The sequence below is a fragment of the Burkholderia puraquae genome (assembly GCF_002099195.1).
In the GTDB taxonomy this organism is placed as follows: Bacteria; Pseudomonadota; Gammaproteobacteria; order Burkholderiales; family Burkholderiaceae; genus Burkholderia; species Burkholderia puraquae.
In genome coordinates this window covers 354,911-368,177 of record NZ_NBYX01000001.1, presented here as the reverse complement: position 1 = coordinate 368,177, position 13,267 = coordinate 354,911, and the positions used below count along the sequence as shown (strand labels likewise).

The 13,267-nt window shown below is 66.4% G+C and carries 13 protein-coding genes; 7 read left to right on the top strand and 6 right to left on the bottom strand.

The window, feature by feature from the left end; all coding sequences use genetic code 11:
• Nucleotides 1-32 precede the first annotated feature (32 nt).
• Both B7G54_RS01615 and yddG read left to right on the top strand, forming a co-directional pair.
• Nucleotides 33-320, top strand: a complete 288-nt coding sequence (locus tag B7G54_RS01615; RefSeq protein ID WP_085037452.1) for a hypothetical protein — start codon at nucleotides 33-35, stop codon at nucleotides 318-320.
• A gap of 203 nt (nucleotides 321-523) precedes the next feature.
• Nucleotides 524-1,468 carry an aromatic amino acid DMT transporter YddG gene (gene yddG, locus B7G54_RS01610; protein ID WP_165765529.1) on the top strand — a complete coding sequence of 315 codons (945 nt, stop codon included), beginning with the start codon at nucleotides 524-526 and terminating at the stop codon, nucleotides 1,466-1,468.
• A gap of 72 nt (nucleotides 1,469-1,540) precedes the next feature.
• Here the strand turns inward: yddG and B7G54_RS01605 are convergent, their stop codons facing one another.
• Together B7G54_RS01605 and B7G54_RS01600 are read right to left on the bottom strand one after the other, a co-directional pair.
• Complete coding sequence (locus tag B7G54_RS01605) at nucleotides 1,541-2,173, bottom strand: LysE family translocator (RefSeq protein ID WP_085037930.1); 633 nt, start codon at nucleotides 2,171-2,173, stop codon at nucleotides 1,541-1,543.
• A 135-nt stretch (nucleotides 2,174-2,308) separates the two neighbouring features.
• A complete protein-coding gene (locus tag B7G54_RS01600; protein WP_085037450.1) occupies nucleotides 2,309-3,205 on the bottom strand; it encodes a LysR family transcriptional regulator in 897 nt (298 codons plus the stop codon).
• 321 nt (nucleotides 3,206-3,526) lie between these two features.
• On the opposite strand from B7G54_RS01600, the gene B7G54_RS01595 reads away from it, so the two are divergent.
• Nucleotides 3,527-4,375, top strand: a complete 849-nt coding sequence (locus B7G54_RS01595; protein ID WP_085037449.1) for a sulfite exporter TauE/SafE family protein — start codon at nucleotides 3,527-3,529, stop codon at nucleotides 4,373-4,375.
• Nucleotides 4,376-4,755: 380 nt separating this feature from the next.
• Here B7G54_RS01595 and B7G54_RS01590 read toward each other — a convergent pair whose 3' ends face one another.
• Nucleotides 4,756-5,712 (bottom strand): LysR substrate-binding domain-containing protein, encoded by a 957-nt coding sequence (locus B7G54_RS01590; RefSeq protein ID WP_165765543.1) that lies wholly within the window; start codon nucleotides 5,710-5,712, stop codon nucleotides 4,756-4,758.
• Between the two features lie 103 nt (nucleotides 5,713-5,815).
• On the opposite strand from B7G54_RS01590, the gene B7G54_RS01585 reads away from it, so the two are divergent.
• The 3 genes from B7G54_RS01585 to B7G54_RS01575 all read left to right on the top strand — a co-directional run bounded on the left by B7G54_RS01585 (nucleotide 5,816) and on the right by B7G54_RS01575 (nucleotide 8,028).
• The gene (locus tag B7G54_RS01585; RefSeq protein ID WP_425266443.1) at nucleotides 5,816-7,141 is read left to right on the top strand and encodes a D-serine ammonia-lyase; all 1,326 of its coding nucleotides are present in this window, start codon (nucleotides 5,816-5,818) and stop codon (nucleotides 7,139-7,141) included.
• Between the two features lie 53 nt (nucleotides 7,142-7,194).
• Nucleotides 7,195-7,449, top strand: a complete 255-nt coding sequence (locus tag B7G54_RS01580) for a hypothetical protein (RefSeq protein ID WP_027791787.1) — start codon at nucleotides 7,195-7,197, stop codon at nucleotides 7,447-7,449.
• A gap of 279 nt (nucleotides 7,450-7,728) precedes the next feature.
• Nucleotides 7,729-8,028: a DUF4148 domain-containing protein gene (locus B7G54_RS01575; protein WP_085037446.1), complete on the top strand. Its 300-nt coding sequence runs from the start codon at nucleotides 7,729-7,731 to the stop codon at nucleotides 8,026-8,028.
• A 99-nt stretch (nucleotides 8,029-8,127) separates the two neighbouring features.
• Here B7G54_RS01575 and B7G54_RS01570 read toward each other — a convergent pair whose 3' ends face one another.
• From B7G54_RS01570 to B7G54_RS01560, 3 genes are all read right to left on the bottom strand, one after another.
• Nucleotides 8,128-9,918, bottom strand: a complete 1,791-nt coding sequence (locus tag B7G54_RS01570) for a sensor domain-containing diguanylate cyclase (RefSeq protein ID WP_085037445.1) — start codon at nucleotides 9,916-9,918, stop codon at nucleotides 8,128-8,130.
• Nucleotides 9,915-11,045 (bottom strand): extracellular solute-binding protein, encoded by a 1,131-nt coding sequence (locus B7G54_RS01565; protein WP_085037444.1) that lies wholly within the window; start codon nucleotides 11,043-11,045, stop codon nucleotides 9,915-9,917. The genes B7G54_RS01570 and B7G54_RS01565 overlap by 4 nt, the downstream gene beginning before the upstream one ends.
• A gap of 160 nt (nucleotides 11,046-11,205) precedes the next feature.
• Nucleotides 11,206-11,928 (bottom strand): FadR/GntR family transcriptional regulator, encoded by a 723-nt coding sequence (locus tag B7G54_RS01560; RefSeq protein WP_085037929.1) that lies wholly within the window; start codon nucleotides 11,926-11,928, stop codon nucleotides 11,206-11,208.
• 268 nt (nucleotides 11,929-12,196) lie between these two features.
• On the opposite strand from B7G54_RS01560, the gene uxuA reads away from it, so the two are divergent.
• Nucleotides 12,197-13,261, top strand: coding sequence for a mannonate dehydratase (gene uxuA, locus B7G54_RS01555; protein WP_175130429.1), 1,065 nt, complete (start codon nucleotides 12,197-12,199; stop codon nucleotides 13,259-13,261).
• Nucleotides 13,262-13,267: the final 6 nt, after the last annotated feature.

Genomic DNA, 13,267 nt, shown 5'->3' with positions numbered 1-13,267 from the left:
CGCGTTAGACTGCCCGCCTCGCACGCCGGCCCATGAAGATGAGTTTCGAATACCGTATCCACACGATCCCGTCGGCCGACGCATTCGATGCCATCGCGAATGCGTTGCGGCAAGCGCATGACGACATCGATATCGATCCCGTCATGCGGCACCTTGAAGTCCGTGGCGACGCCGGCGGCTGGCCACTGATCGGCCTGTCGACCGACGAAGACGGTTTCTTCGTTGTCACGACGCTCGGACCCACGCGGGACGCGATGCTCGACTCGATCGGGCGCGCATTGTCGGCAATCGGCGCGGCATGGCGCATCGTCGACGCATGACCGGCTGCCACGTGACACCCGCTCTCCCTGATCGGCCGCAAGCGCCGGGCCGATCGCCGCCAACACCGGTGCCCGCCCTCGCTCCGATAAACTACGCGTTTCCGTCGGCAATGGCCGTATCGCATGGGGATCGCGAGCGCGGCTCGTGCGGACGGAACCGAATCATCTGAAATCGAATTTGAATGTTGAAACTGGCAGGACGCATGAAGCACAAGAACAAGGCAACGCTCGCCGGGCTCGGCGCGGTGTTGTTGTGGGCCTCCGTGGTCGCCCTCGTTCGCGGAGTCAGCGAAAGCCTCGGCGCAACCGGCGGCGCCGCGATGATCTATACGGTGGCATCCGTGCTTCTGCTGTTTACGATCGGCTTCCCCGATCTGAGCCGGTTTCCGAAAAACTACCTGCTCTGGGGCGGGCTGCTGTTCGTCGCGTACGAGCTGTGCCTGTCGCTGTCGATCGGCTATGCAAGCAACGGCCAACAGGCGATCGAAGTCGCGATGGTCAACTATCTGTGGCCGAGCTTCACGCTGGTCGCGGCGATCGTGTTCAACAAGCAGCGCGCCAACCTGCTGGTGGTGCCCGGCGTCCTGCTGTCGATGCTCGGGATCTGCCGGGTGCTCGGCGGCGACCGGGGCCTCGATCCGGCCGGCATGCTGCACAACGTCGCGGACAATCCGCTGAGCTACGGCCTCGCGTTCTTCGGCGCGCTGATCTGGGCCGGCTATTGCACGGTGACGGCGCGCATCGCCGACGGCAAGAACGGCGTCACGCCGTTCTTCATGCTGGTGGCCCTGGCACTCTGGATCAAGTTCGCGATCGAAGGCGGCAGCGGCATGACGTTCAGCCTGCATGCGGTCATCTACATCGTGCTGGCGGCATCGGCGCTGGGGTTCGGCTATGCGGCCTGGAACACCGGCATCATGCACGGCAACGTGACGGTCATCGTCGGCGCGTCGTACTTCACCCCGGTGCTCGCCGCCCTGCTTGCCGCGACGCTGCTGCGTGCGCCGCTGTCGATCGAGTTCTGGCAAGGTGCATCGATGGTATGCGGCGGGTCGATCCTGTGCTGGCTCGCGACGCGCAGCCGGCGCAGCGGAAAAGCCGCGCCGGTTCGGGTCGGCAACGAAGCGCGGGGCAATTGCCAGGGCTGACGATGCCGGCCGCTTTCGTCGTGACGCAGATCGAAAGCACCCAACGCTCCTGCAAACCGTCAACGACTCGCGCTAGCTGCGCGACGCCAGCGCAATACGCACGGCGAGCCCGGCCAGCACCGTGCCCATCAACCAGCGCTGGACCGACGCCCAGACCGGCCGCCCCGCCAGGAAGCCCGCGATGGCGCCGGCCATGCAGGCAATCAGCGCATTCACGCTGACGCTCACCGCAATCTGCACGCAGCCGAGCGCCAGCGATTGCGCGAGCACACTGCCATGCCCCGGCAAAATGAACTGCGGCAGAAGCGACAGGTACATCACCGCGATCTTCGGATTCGCGAGGTTCGTGATGAAGCCCATCGTGAAGAGCCGGGTGCGACTGTCGTGCGGCAACTGCCTGACCTGAAACGCAGATCGGCCGCCCGGCTTCAGCGCCTGCCACGCCAGGTACGCCAGATAAAACGCGCCGGCAAAGCGCAACGCATCGTACGCAAACGGCACGGCCATCACCAGCGCGGTGATGCCCAGCGCCGCGCACACCATGTAGAAGACGAACCCCAGCGCGACGCCGCCGAGCGACACCAGCCCAGCACCGCGACCCTGGCAGATCGAGCGGGAAACGAGGTAGATCATGTTCGGCCCGGGCGTCAGCACCATGCCGAGCGACACGAGTCCGAAAGCAAGCAAGGTGGGCAAGGCCGGCACGGCAATCTCCTGCGAGGTGAAGCGATAAAGGGCGGGTTCGAACAATGTATTGCATCTTCACCGCCGTCAGCATGAATAAACTGCAAGCTGCCCATGAGCACGATTCATCGCACCGGCCGTTCCACCCGCCGTTCGTTACCGGCCCTTTCTCGCACGCGTATGAATCGCCTTCGCCGCCTTCGCGCGTTGCGCATCGACGAGCCGCACGAACGCGTCGGTGATCGCGTTGCCGGCCGCGCTCCACGACAGCCGCACCGAACGACGCAACCGCGGCGACAGCTCCAGCACGCGGCCGCCGAACGGCGTGTACGTGAGCGTGATGCGCGGAACGATCGACACGCCCATGCCGGCCTCCGCCATCGACAGAATGGTGCGCATCTCGACCACGTTGAACGCGGCGCGCAGCGGCGTGCCGCCGCGCGCGAAGTAATCCGCGATCACCGGCCCGCATCCTGCCTTCGAGAAAATGAAGGGCGCCGCGGACAACTGCTTCGCCGACACGCTCTTGCGGCCGGCGAACATGCCGTCCGCCGCCACCGCGACAAAATCCTCGTCGAGCAGCGGCAGATTGTGCGCGAACGTCTTCGTGCCGGCCACCACGCCGACGTCGGCCGTACCGTCGTCGATCCACCCTTCGACTTCGCTGTCCGTGCCTTCGAGCAGCACCGCCGATACGCCCTGGTGCATCTCCTTCAACGCCTCGAGTGCAGGCACGACGAACGCGAGCGACACGCTCGGCAGCGACGCGACCACCAGCTTCCCTTCGAGCTTGCCGCGCGACAGGCTGAACTGCTGGCGCAGCAGCTGCGCTTCGCGCACCACGCTCTGGATGTACGGCCACAGGCGTTCGCCCGCCGCCGTCAGGACGACCGGCTGCCGGTCGCGCCAGAGCAGCTTGACCGCCGTGATGTCTTCCAGCTCGGTCAGTGCATGACTGATCGCGGATTGGCTGCGGCTCAACCGGTCGGCCGCGGCCGTGAGCGAGCCGAGTTCGACCACGGCCGCCAGGGCCTGCAACTGGGCAAGCGTCATGGAGTTTCCTTGTTCCAGAGTATGTATGTCGTACATGAGGCGGCACACTGGCATGAATTATATTGAACCGTGGAAATGCTCACGCCGACGATACCGCTGACGCACCGCGGCCAGCGTCGAATGTCCGCCGCAACGCTCAGGTAAGATGCATCCTCGAACCGCGTGCCGATTGCCTGCGGCCCCGGCCGCACGACGGTGCGGCGCCATGCGATCGACTTCCGGTCCATGCCGATCCAGAACACGCGTGCCACACGCACGCGACCGCAACGGGCTCCATCGACAGCGCTCGCTGCCTGCCGATATGCCGCGACATGCCATTCCATGATGCATTTCAATCTGACTGAAGGTGTGCTGGTCTCCAGCCTGCAGGGGCTCAGCGCGTTCGATCTGGCCGGCATCGCCGTCGCGCTATTGCTGGGCGGCATGGCCAAGGGGATCACGGGCATCGGCGTGCCGCTGATCGCGATGCCGATACTCAGCCAGTTCCTGCCGATCCGGCATGCGGTGCTGCTGCTGTCGATGCCGATCATCCTCGGCAACATTCCGCAGGCGCTCGAAGGCGGCCAGGTGCTGGCGACGGCACGCAAGATCGCCGCGCCGATCGCGGGCACCGTGATCGGCAATATCGTCGGTGTCGCGATCCTGCTCTCGCTCAATCCGGGCCATGCGCAGGCGGCATCCGGTGCGCTGCTGATCGTGGCCGCGGCGCTGATGCTCGCCGCGCCGAAACTCAATCTGCCGAACGCGTGGCAGAAGCCCGTCGGCTTCGCACTCGGCTTTGGTGCGGCGCTGATGGAGAGCATCGCGTCGGTTCCCGGCCCGCTGCTCGCCACCTACCTGATTTCGTCCGGCGCGACCGGGCGCGTCTTCACGAAGCAGATCGCGATCATCCTCGTGGTATCGATCGTCACGCTGATCACGACGTTCAGCGGCGCCGCGCACGCGAGCGGCGCCGACCTCGCGATCTCGGCGGCGGCCAGCCTGCCGGCCATTGCCGGCATGTGGCTCGTTCGCCCGCTGCGGGACAAGATGTCGCCCCGCGTCTTCAGGATGGTCGTGCTGCTGTTCGTGCTCGTCGCGGCGTCGCAGATGATCTGGAAATCGGGTGTGTTCCGCCACGATGAATCGCACGTAACCCGGATGAATAACGTACCCGCGGGCAAGAACTAGCAGGCGGCGCACCGCCGTCGATCGCGCATGCGTTCTGAAAGCTGCCAGGCGTAGTATTCGCGGACCCGGCGTACCGCCCCGCGCGACGGGGTGGACGATACGCCACCGACATTGCTGCTTGCACGCCGATGCCGACATCGGCGCAGCCACGCTTTCAGAGGCATGACATGGAAACCTACGTATTGCTCGGCTGCGGATTCGGCCTCGGCCTGTTGATCGCCGTCTGGGGCATCTGGCAGCTCAAGTAACGCTCGCCGGCCGGGCCGCTTGCAAGCAATCCGTATGGGGACGGACCGGGATTTGTCATTTGCGGCTGCATTCGTCGCCCAACTCGCCGCCAAACTACTTCGCATTCCGATTCATCCATCCGGCATCGTCGGCTATCCGTGCCGGCTTCCATTCGAAAGCAAGCGCGATCGAGCCGCATCGAAGCGTGCGCACTCGGCCTTGAGCCAGTCCGCAAAAACCGTGGTGCGTGGATCGTCGGGGTTGCGTGACAACAGCATGTAGCGCGCCGGCGCACGCACATGCCGGCCGAAGACATCCACGAGCCGTCCGCTCGCGATCTCGTCATGCACCAGCGCGGCGCGCCCCATCGCGACACCCTGATGATTCAGTGCGGCCGTGATGGCAAGGCTGGAAAAATTGAACTGCGGGCCGTCAAGATGCGACGTCCACGCGGGGCAGACGTCATCCAGCCAGGTGCGCCACTCCACGAACTCGGGTGCGCCGCCCCACGGAGCGGCGTCGTGCAGCAGGACGACGCCGTCGAGCGATTCCCCGCTGGCAAAGAACGGATGCTGCGCCAGATACGCCGGCGTGGCGACCGGAAACAGGATTTCGTCGAGAATGGCCTCGGCATGCAGCCGATCGTATTGCACCGGGTCGTAACGCACGGCCACATCGATGTCGTCGGTGTCCATGGCCTGACGATCCAGCACCTGAAACTCGGCCTTCACGCGAACCGGCACGTTCGGTTGTTGCCGGTGAAATTCGGACAGGCGCGGCATCAGCCATTGCAGCGCAAGCGACGGCAGGCAGCTTACCTGCAGCGGCGCGCCCGACATGCCAAGCACCTGAAGCGTGCGATTGATGTCGACGAACGCGCTCGACATCGTCCCGAGCAGGATCCCGCCCTTCTCGGTCAACTTCAGCCCGCGCGCCTGGCGCACGAACAGCGGATAACCCAGCCGGTCCTCCAGGTGCCGGATCTGCTGGCTCACGGCGCTTTGCGTCAGGTTGAACGCCTGTGCCGTCTTCGTGAAGCTCAGCAACCGGCCGGCCGTTTCAAAGCAGAGCAACGCCCCAAGGATCGAACCGTCGAGTCGCATAGATATAAGTCAGGCTAATGCATTCATTAGAAATCGGCGCTTTTGCGCGGACTTCCGGAATCGTAGCATTCCAGCCGGATTTTCCGATTATCCGATGCAAGGCCAACCCATGACCCTCACGCTCCAGCCTGCCGATCTATTAGCCAGACTGCAATCCCGCCACCCGCTGCTGTGGCTGAACCCCCATGCCGGCAGCCCGTTGCCGCGCGACGCGCCGGCGTTCGACGCCATTGCGACGGCCGAAGCGCGGCTGGCGCGCTGCGAACCGCTGATGGCCGAGCTGTTTCCCGAACTCGCGGCGAGCGCGGGAAAAATCGAGTCGCCGCTGATGCCGGCAGACAGCCTGCAACGCCTGTTGTCGCTCCCGGCAGACGCACACGGCGCGTGGTTCATCAAGCGCGACGATGCATTGCCGGTCGCCGGTTCGATCAAGGCGCGCGGCGGCTTTCATGAGGTGCTCGCGCTCGCGGAGTCGATCGCGATCGAACACGGGCTGCTCGCACCCGCGGGCGACCGGCGGACCCTCGCATCGACCGCCGCACGCGAACTGTTTGCCGCGCACACCGTCATCGTGGGCAGCACCGGCAATCTCGGCCTGAGCATCGGCGTGATGGCCGCCGCGCTGGGGTTCGAGTCGGTCGTCCACATGTCGACCGACGCGAAGCCGTGGAAGAAGGCGCGCCTGAGAAAGCGCGGCGTTCGCGTGATCGAACACGACGGCGACTACGCGCAAGCCGTCGCGGCCGGGCGCGCGCAGGCCCGCAATCGGCCGCGCAGCCACTTCGTCGACGACGAAGGCTCGCTGATGCTGTTCCTGGGCTACGCGGCCAGCGCCCGGCATCTCGCCGCGCAGCTCGCCGCGGCGGGCTGCAGCGTGGACGCGGCACATCCACTGTTCGTCCATATCCCGTGCGGCGTCGGCGGTGCACCGGGCGGCATCGCGTATGGTCTCAAGGCGCTTTTCGGCGAGCACGTGCATTGCTTCTTCGCCGAACCCGTCGCTTCGCCGTGCATGCTGGTCCAGCTGGCCGCCGGCCCCGGGAAGCCCGTGTCCGTTTACGACGCAGGGCTCGACAACCGGACAGAGGCCGATGGCCTGGCAGTCGCACAGGCATCGCACCTCGTCAGCCCGCTGATGGCGTCGCTGCTGTCGGGCGTCTTCACCGTCAGCGACATGCAGCTCTATGCCCAGTTGCTCGCGGTTCAGCGCGCGACGGGCGTGGAGCTCGAGCCGTCGGCCGCTGCTGCCGTCGGCGGTCCCGGCTGGCTGACGCAGTCCCCGGCCGGCCACGACTACGTACATCGCCACGCGCTCGACCTGCGCCGGTCGACGCACGTCATCTGGGCGACGGGCGGCTCACTCGTGCCGCCGGAAGAACACCGCCGCTTCCAGTCCCATGCGCACGCGCTCGCCGGTGCCGCAGCCGGCGCATGACAGGTCGGGGCCGGCGTCCGGCCCCGTTCCCGAAGACGCGTTAGACTGTCCGGATGGAACAATGCCGTTATTGCCAGAGAATCCGCGATGAATGGGATTGCCACGGTGACGAATGCCGCCGGGCAATCGCCAAGGCGCTGCGCCGGCAGCGCGCGGGCCTGCCGATGGTGCCCGATCGTATCCGCAACGAACTGCCGTCCGGCGCGCCGACCCAGCAGGTGATCGCCGTGCTGTCGCGCCAGCGCCTGCGTGCGCGCCGCGGCAACGAGGAACGCCGGGAGCGCAAGGAAATCGACGACGACGTCTGAGCCGGCAGCGTCGCAGCCCAGTCCGCCCCCCTCCGCCCGCGCCTTCGCCGCCGGGTGCCCGGTCGTGCCCCCCCGTCGCGCGTATCCGCCCCCGTCACCCTTGCAAATCCGGCAAGACCGAATAGGGACAGAAGGTATTTCCCGGGAAATTATTGTCCAGGCCGCAACGATCTTTCGCCAAAACTCACGTTTACCCTAGGTCGACCGACGCCTACGATGTAATCAACCGCTTACGACATGGTGTCGAACGCGGAAAGCCAATAAACATCGGAGGTCATCATGAAATCGCTCGTTTCCGCAGTCGTTGCCGCTGTCGCCCTGTCCGCCTCGTTCGGCGCATTCGCCCAAAGCACCGTGACCCGCGCTCAAGTACGCAGCGAGCTGGTCCAGCTCGAAAACGCCGGCTACAAGCCGAGCCAGTCGAGCCCGTACTACCCGGCCGACATCCAGGCCGCGCAAGCCCGCGTGCACGCCGCCGACAACAGCGGCTACGGTGCGCAACCGGCCGCGTCCGTCCAGGGTGGCGCACCTGCCGCCAAGGTGCAAAACCCGCGCGACTCGATCTACTTCGGCCACTAAGCCTGCCGCTGCGCGCCTTCGCGCGCAGTCAGCACCGGCAACGAGCCCGTCCCGCGACGGGCTCGTTGCGTTTGCGCCGCGCGTATCGGCGGCCGGCCGTCACCGGCTGCCGCCCGACGCGACACGGCCGGCGGCTTCGTCCGTACCGCTGCCGCTGCCACTCCCGCTGCCAACCAGTTCCTGGTAGCGCACGTACGCACATTGCTCGGCCGCCTTCGCCGCGTACATCGCCGCGTCGGCCTTGACGAGCAGTTCCTCGGCCGACGCGCCGTCGGCCGGAAACTCGCTGACGCCGATGCTCGCACCGACGGCCACGCGCCGGTCGCCGAACTCCAGTTCCTCGGCCATTACGAGCTGGATGCGCGACGCCACGTCACTGATCACCGACGGCGAACGCACGTCGGAAATCAGCACGATGAATTCATCGCCGCCGAGCCGCGCGACCATGTCGCCGCTGCGCAGCGCGAGGCTCAGCCGCTTGGCGACCGCGACGAGCGTGCGGTCGCCGGCCGAGTGCCCGTGCTGGTCGTTGATCTGCTTGAAACGGTCGAGATCGACGAACATCACGGCCAGCCCTTCGTGCATCGCGGCCGCACGCCGGATCGCGGCATCGAGATGCTCCATGAACAGCAGGCGATTCGGCAGCGCGGTCAGTGCATCGTGGCCGGCGAGGTGCGTGAGCTCCAGCTGCTTCGCGCGCAGCATCGCGACCTGCGTGCGGATCTCGACGCGCATGCTGTCGAAACAGCGCGCAAGGACGCCGATCTCGTCGGCGCGCCCGACCGGCAACTGCTCGGCGACCGGATCGTCGAACACGTGCGTCGCGGCGCGCGCGAGCATCTGCAGCGGCCGTGTAATCGCGCGCGCGAACAGGATCGCGAGAATCACCGCCAGCAAGCTCGACACGAGCACCATCCGGACGATCCGTTCGCCGAGCATGCCGGCCGGTGCCAGCACGTCCGCCAGCGGGCGCGCCATCCCGAGCACGACGAAACGGTTGCCCTCGTCGTGCCCGAACGGCGTGCGCGCGAATGCGAACATCTGGCCCGGCGCTGCGTCGGGCTCCGCGAGGCCATTGAGCGTCACGTTGGAGCGTGTACTGTCGAACAGTGCGCGCGTGACGGCAAAGCGATCCTGCATCAGTACGCGCCGCCCGCGATCGAAGCCGAACGTCTGCGACGGATCGGGATGCACGAGGAAGTCGCCCCACTCGTTCGCGAGATACACCGCATAGTCGTCCGGCAGATCGCGTTCGAGCCGGTCGAACACGCGCGACAGTTCGACGTCGACGACCAGCGCCCCAACCGTCTGGCCCGACGCATCGACCACCGGCGTGCCCACGCGCAGGATCGGCAGCCCTTCGGCTGCGTGCGACCCCGTCTCGTGGTTGATCACGATCGGCGACAGGTAGATATGGCCGGGCGCCGTCGCGAGCGTATCGAATACGTAGGAAAACTGTCCTTTCTCCTGGAACACGCTGTCCGGCAGCACGACGATGCCGTGCGCATCGCGATCGACGCGAATGCGTTCGAGCCCGAAATCCCCGCGCGCGATCAGCCGGACCTGCAGGTATTCCGGGTGGTTTCTCATGAAGCTGCAGAACACCTGCTCGAGCCGCGCGCGTGGCGCGCCATCCCGGTTGCCGCCGCCCGAGACCAGCGCGGACGACGGCAACTGCGCGAGCACCAGCGCATCGTCCGCGACGTCGGACAGCGCGGTGGTGAAGCGCTGCCCGAGCAGTTGCGTCGACATCAGCAGGCTGTGCTGCGCTTCCTGCACGAGCATCGCGCGGTTCGCGCGATACGTGTAATAGCCGGTCGTGCCGGACGCGATCACGCCGATGCACGCGAACAGCATCGACAGTTTCGACGTGAGCCCGAGCCGGATCATTTTCCGAACCGCTCCGGACGGTCGCCCGACACGATGCGGCTCCACAGCGATTCGCGCCGCGCGATGTCTTCGACGGGCTGGAGCCAGACGAGATGCTGGTGCCCGGTGTCGAGGCCCGGCGACGGCGCGAGCGTGTTCGCGAGGCCCTGGCGTTCGGTCAGCAGCGCACCGATCGCCGGCTCGAGCATGTAGTTGATCCATGCGAACGCGAGCTCGGCATGTTGCGTGCCACGCGTGACGGCCCAGCAGTCGAGCCACGCGAGCGCGCCCTCATCCGGGATCACGTAGCCGACGTCCGCGCCGGCACGCCGCAGCAGTTCCACCTGCTGCGTGCCGTAGTTGCCGAACATCAGCGCCGCGCGATGCTGGACGAACAGCGCGGTCGCCTCTTCAGGAAGCGTGTAGTACGTCAGCAGGTTGCGGCGCAGGTCGATCAGCTTGTGCGCGACGGCGAGCGTCTGCGCGGGCGACAGTCGAAACGGATCGGGATAGCCGAGCGCCAGCGCCGTGAACGAAAAATTGTGCTGCGCGCTGTTGAAGTCGAGCACCTTGCCGCGGTAGCGCGGATTCCACAGCTCCCGCATCGAGCGCGGCGCGGCCGCAACCTGCTTGCGGTCGTAGATCAGCCCCATCGACGAATACGTGAACGGAATCGCATACGTGGCGCCATCTTCGACGAGCCCATCGATCGTCGCGAGTTGCTGGAAGTTCGGCAACTGCCGCCGCCGGTTCGGGATGCGCGCCAAGTCGATCGGCGCGAGCAAACGCTCGTGCTCGTAGCGCTGGATCTCGGCAGTGTTCGCGGCCAGTACGTCGAAGGGCGGCGGCGCCGCGCTGTGCATCCGCGTCCACAGTGCTTCGTCGGAGTCGACGAAGGTCACTTCGACACGTGTGTGAAAGTGCGACTCGAACGCGTTGACGACGTCGCTGTCCGCATAGCCGGGCCATGCGAGCACGCGCAGCACGTTGTCGTTGACGGCTTCGGGAGAAGCGGAGAAAACCGGAAGCGCAGCGGCAAGCAAGCCCACTGTCAAAATGATGAGCAGCCTGCGCACGGCGATACGTACGCGTGTACGTGCGCCGATTCCCCTGATTAATCGATCCCCGTGTGAATCGCCCGGCTGCATTCGACTGTCCTTTTTCGAGTCGATGCGATATCCCGCAACGAGACCATAAAACCTATGGTCGCGCAATCGGAAGAAGCCGTATACGGCGCACGCGCCCGCATCATCGACGCCGCATGCGGGCGCCGTTACGCCGGCCCGCTTACGTTTGCCGGAACGAACGTCAGCGCCACGCCTGCGTGAACTCCGCGATCACGCGCGACAGGTGCGCACGCATCGCATCGCGTGCAGCGGCCGCGTCGCCCGCCATGATCGCCGCGAAGATCCGCTGGTGATCCTCCTGCGACGCCTCGCGCAGCGCGGTCGAGTGAAAATGCTCCTCGATCTTGTCCCACAGCGGATCGCTGCGTGCGCAGTCCCACATCGCAGTGACCATGTGCAGCAGCACCGTGTTGCCGGTCGATTCGGCAATCCGCAGATGAAACTGGCGATCGGCCGCGTCGTACGCGGCCTTGTCGTCCATCTGCTCGCGCATCGTCGTCAGCGAAAAAAACAGCCGGTCGAGATCCGCATCCTTGCGTTCGGTCGCCGCGAGCGCCGCGACTTCCGCCTCGATCAGCCCGCGTGCGCGCAGCGTCTCGATCGGCCCCGGGCCGCGCGGCACCTCGAACGTCACCGGCCGCGCGGCATCGGCCGCCGATACATAGATACCCGAACCGATCCGCACCTCGACGATCCCCTGCACTTCGAGCGCGATGATCGCCTCGCGCACCTGCGTGCGGCTCACGCCGAACTGGTCGGCCAGGCTGCGCTCGGACGGCAGCCGCGCGCCGGCCTCGAACGCGCCGGCGGCCACCATCGCGTGAATCTGCCGCGCAAGGCCGATATAGGAGCGGTCCGCGGCATCGGTATCGCGGCTGGCAGGCAGGCTGGAAAGATCGGTCATCGAAAGGCTCGCAACAGGCTGGCCGGCGCCGTCGCGGCGCCGGATCGCCAAAATGGTACACCAATTCCGACCCGCGTCCGATTCGGCGTGTGGGCCAGCGTGGCGTGGTGTTTCCTGATTCATCAGGCCGGCCGGCTCCAATCCGGACAACTGGTAAACCACTATCCCGCGCAACTGGCATACCAATCATAATCCGCACACCGGAGACGGGCCGGCACGCCGCTGCCCGTCCGCCCGATGCATCAACCGCCAGCCAGGAGCCGCTCCAGTGAAGATGTCTTTCCGTTGGTACGGCGAGTCCGATCCGGTCTCGCTGCAATACATCCGCCAGATCCCGGGCATCACGCATGTCGTGTCCGCGATCTACGACGAACCGGTGGGCGAAGTCTGGCCCGCGCACAAGATCGACGCGCTGAAGGCGACGATCGAACGCGCCGGCCTGCAGTTCGAAGTCGTCGAATCGGTGCCCGTCCACGAGGACATCAAGCTCGGCAAGCCGGGACGCGACCGCCTGATCGACAACTACCGTCAGACGATTCGCCATCTCGGCGCGGCCGGCGTCCGCGTCATCTGCTACAACTTCATGCCCGTGTTCGACTGGACGCGCACCGAGCTGTCGAAGACGCTCGACGACGGCTCGACCTGCCTCGCGTTCAGCACCGACGCCGTCGACCGGATCGATCCGAACGACGGCATCGCGCTGCCGGGCTGGGATTCGAGCTACCGGCCCGAACAGTTGCAGGCGCTGCTCGCCGAGTATCGCAACGTCGACGAAGCGGCGCTGTGGGCGAACCTCGAATACTTCCTGAAGGCGATCATCCCCGTCGCCGAGGAAGCCGGCGTGAAGATGGCGATCCACCCCGACGATCCGCCGCGCCCGATCTTCGGGCTGCCGCGCATCGTGAAGAACCGCGACGATCTCGCGCGGATCGTGCGCATCGTCGACACGCCCGCGAACGGGCTGACGCTGTGCTCGGGCTCGCTCGGCGCGGGCCCGCAGAACGACGTCGAGGCACTCGTGCGCGAATTCGGCGCGATGGGCCGCATCCACTTCGCGCACATCCGCAACGTGAAGGTCGACCCGAACGGCGATTTCGAGGAAACCGCCCACCTGTCGAGCTGCGGCTCGCTCGACATCGCCGCGATCGTGAAGGCGTACCACGACACCGGCTTCACCGGCTACGTGCGCCCCGACCACGGCCGCATGATCTGGGGCGAGACGGGCAAGCCCGGCTACGGCCTCTACGACCGCGCGCTCGGCGCGGTCTACCTGAACGGCCTGTGGGAAGCGCTCGCAAGGTTCGACCGTACGCCGTCGCAAGCCACGCGATAACCCGCC

Coding starts and splice junctions, on each gene's coding strand:
- B7G54_RS01575 (WP_085037446.1), top strand. CDS start 7,729: ATGAAATCGCTCGTTTCCGCAGTCGTTGCCGCTGTCGCCCTGTCCGCC.
- B7G54_RS01600 (WP_085037450.1), bottom strand. CDS start 3,205: ATGACGCTTGCCCAGTTGCAGGCCCTGGCGGCCGTGGTCGAACTCGGC.
- B7G54_RS01580 (WP_027791787.1), top strand. CDS start 7,195: ATGGAACAATGCCGTTATTGCCAGAGAATCCGCGATGAATGGGATTGC.
- yddG (WP_165765529.1), top strand. CDS start 524: ATGAAGCACAAGAACAAGGCAACGCTCGCCGGGCTCGGCGCGGTGTTG.
- B7G54_RS01560 (WP_085037929.1), bottom strand. CDS start 11,928: ATGACCGATCTTTCCAGCCTGCCTGCCAGCCGCGATACCGATGCCGCG.
- B7G54_RS01585 (WP_425266443.1), top strand. CDS start 5,816: ATGACCCTCACGCTCCAGCCTGCCGATCTATTAGCCAGACTGCAATCC.
- B7G54_RS01595 (WP_085037449.1), top strand. CDS start 3,527: ATGATGCATTTCAATCTGACTGAAGGTGTGCTGGTCTCCAGCCTGCAG.
- B7G54_RS01570 (WP_085037445.1), bottom strand. CDS start 9,918: ATGATCCGGCTCGGGCTCACGTCGAAACTGTCGATGCTGTTCGCGTGC.
- B7G54_RS01565 (WP_085037444.1), bottom strand. CDS start 11,045: ATGCAGCCGGGCGATTCACACGGGGATCGATTAATCAGGGGAATCGGC.
- B7G54_RS01615 (WP_085037452.1), top strand. CDS start 33: ATGAAGATGAGTTTCGAATACCGTATCCACACGATCCCGTCGGCCGAC.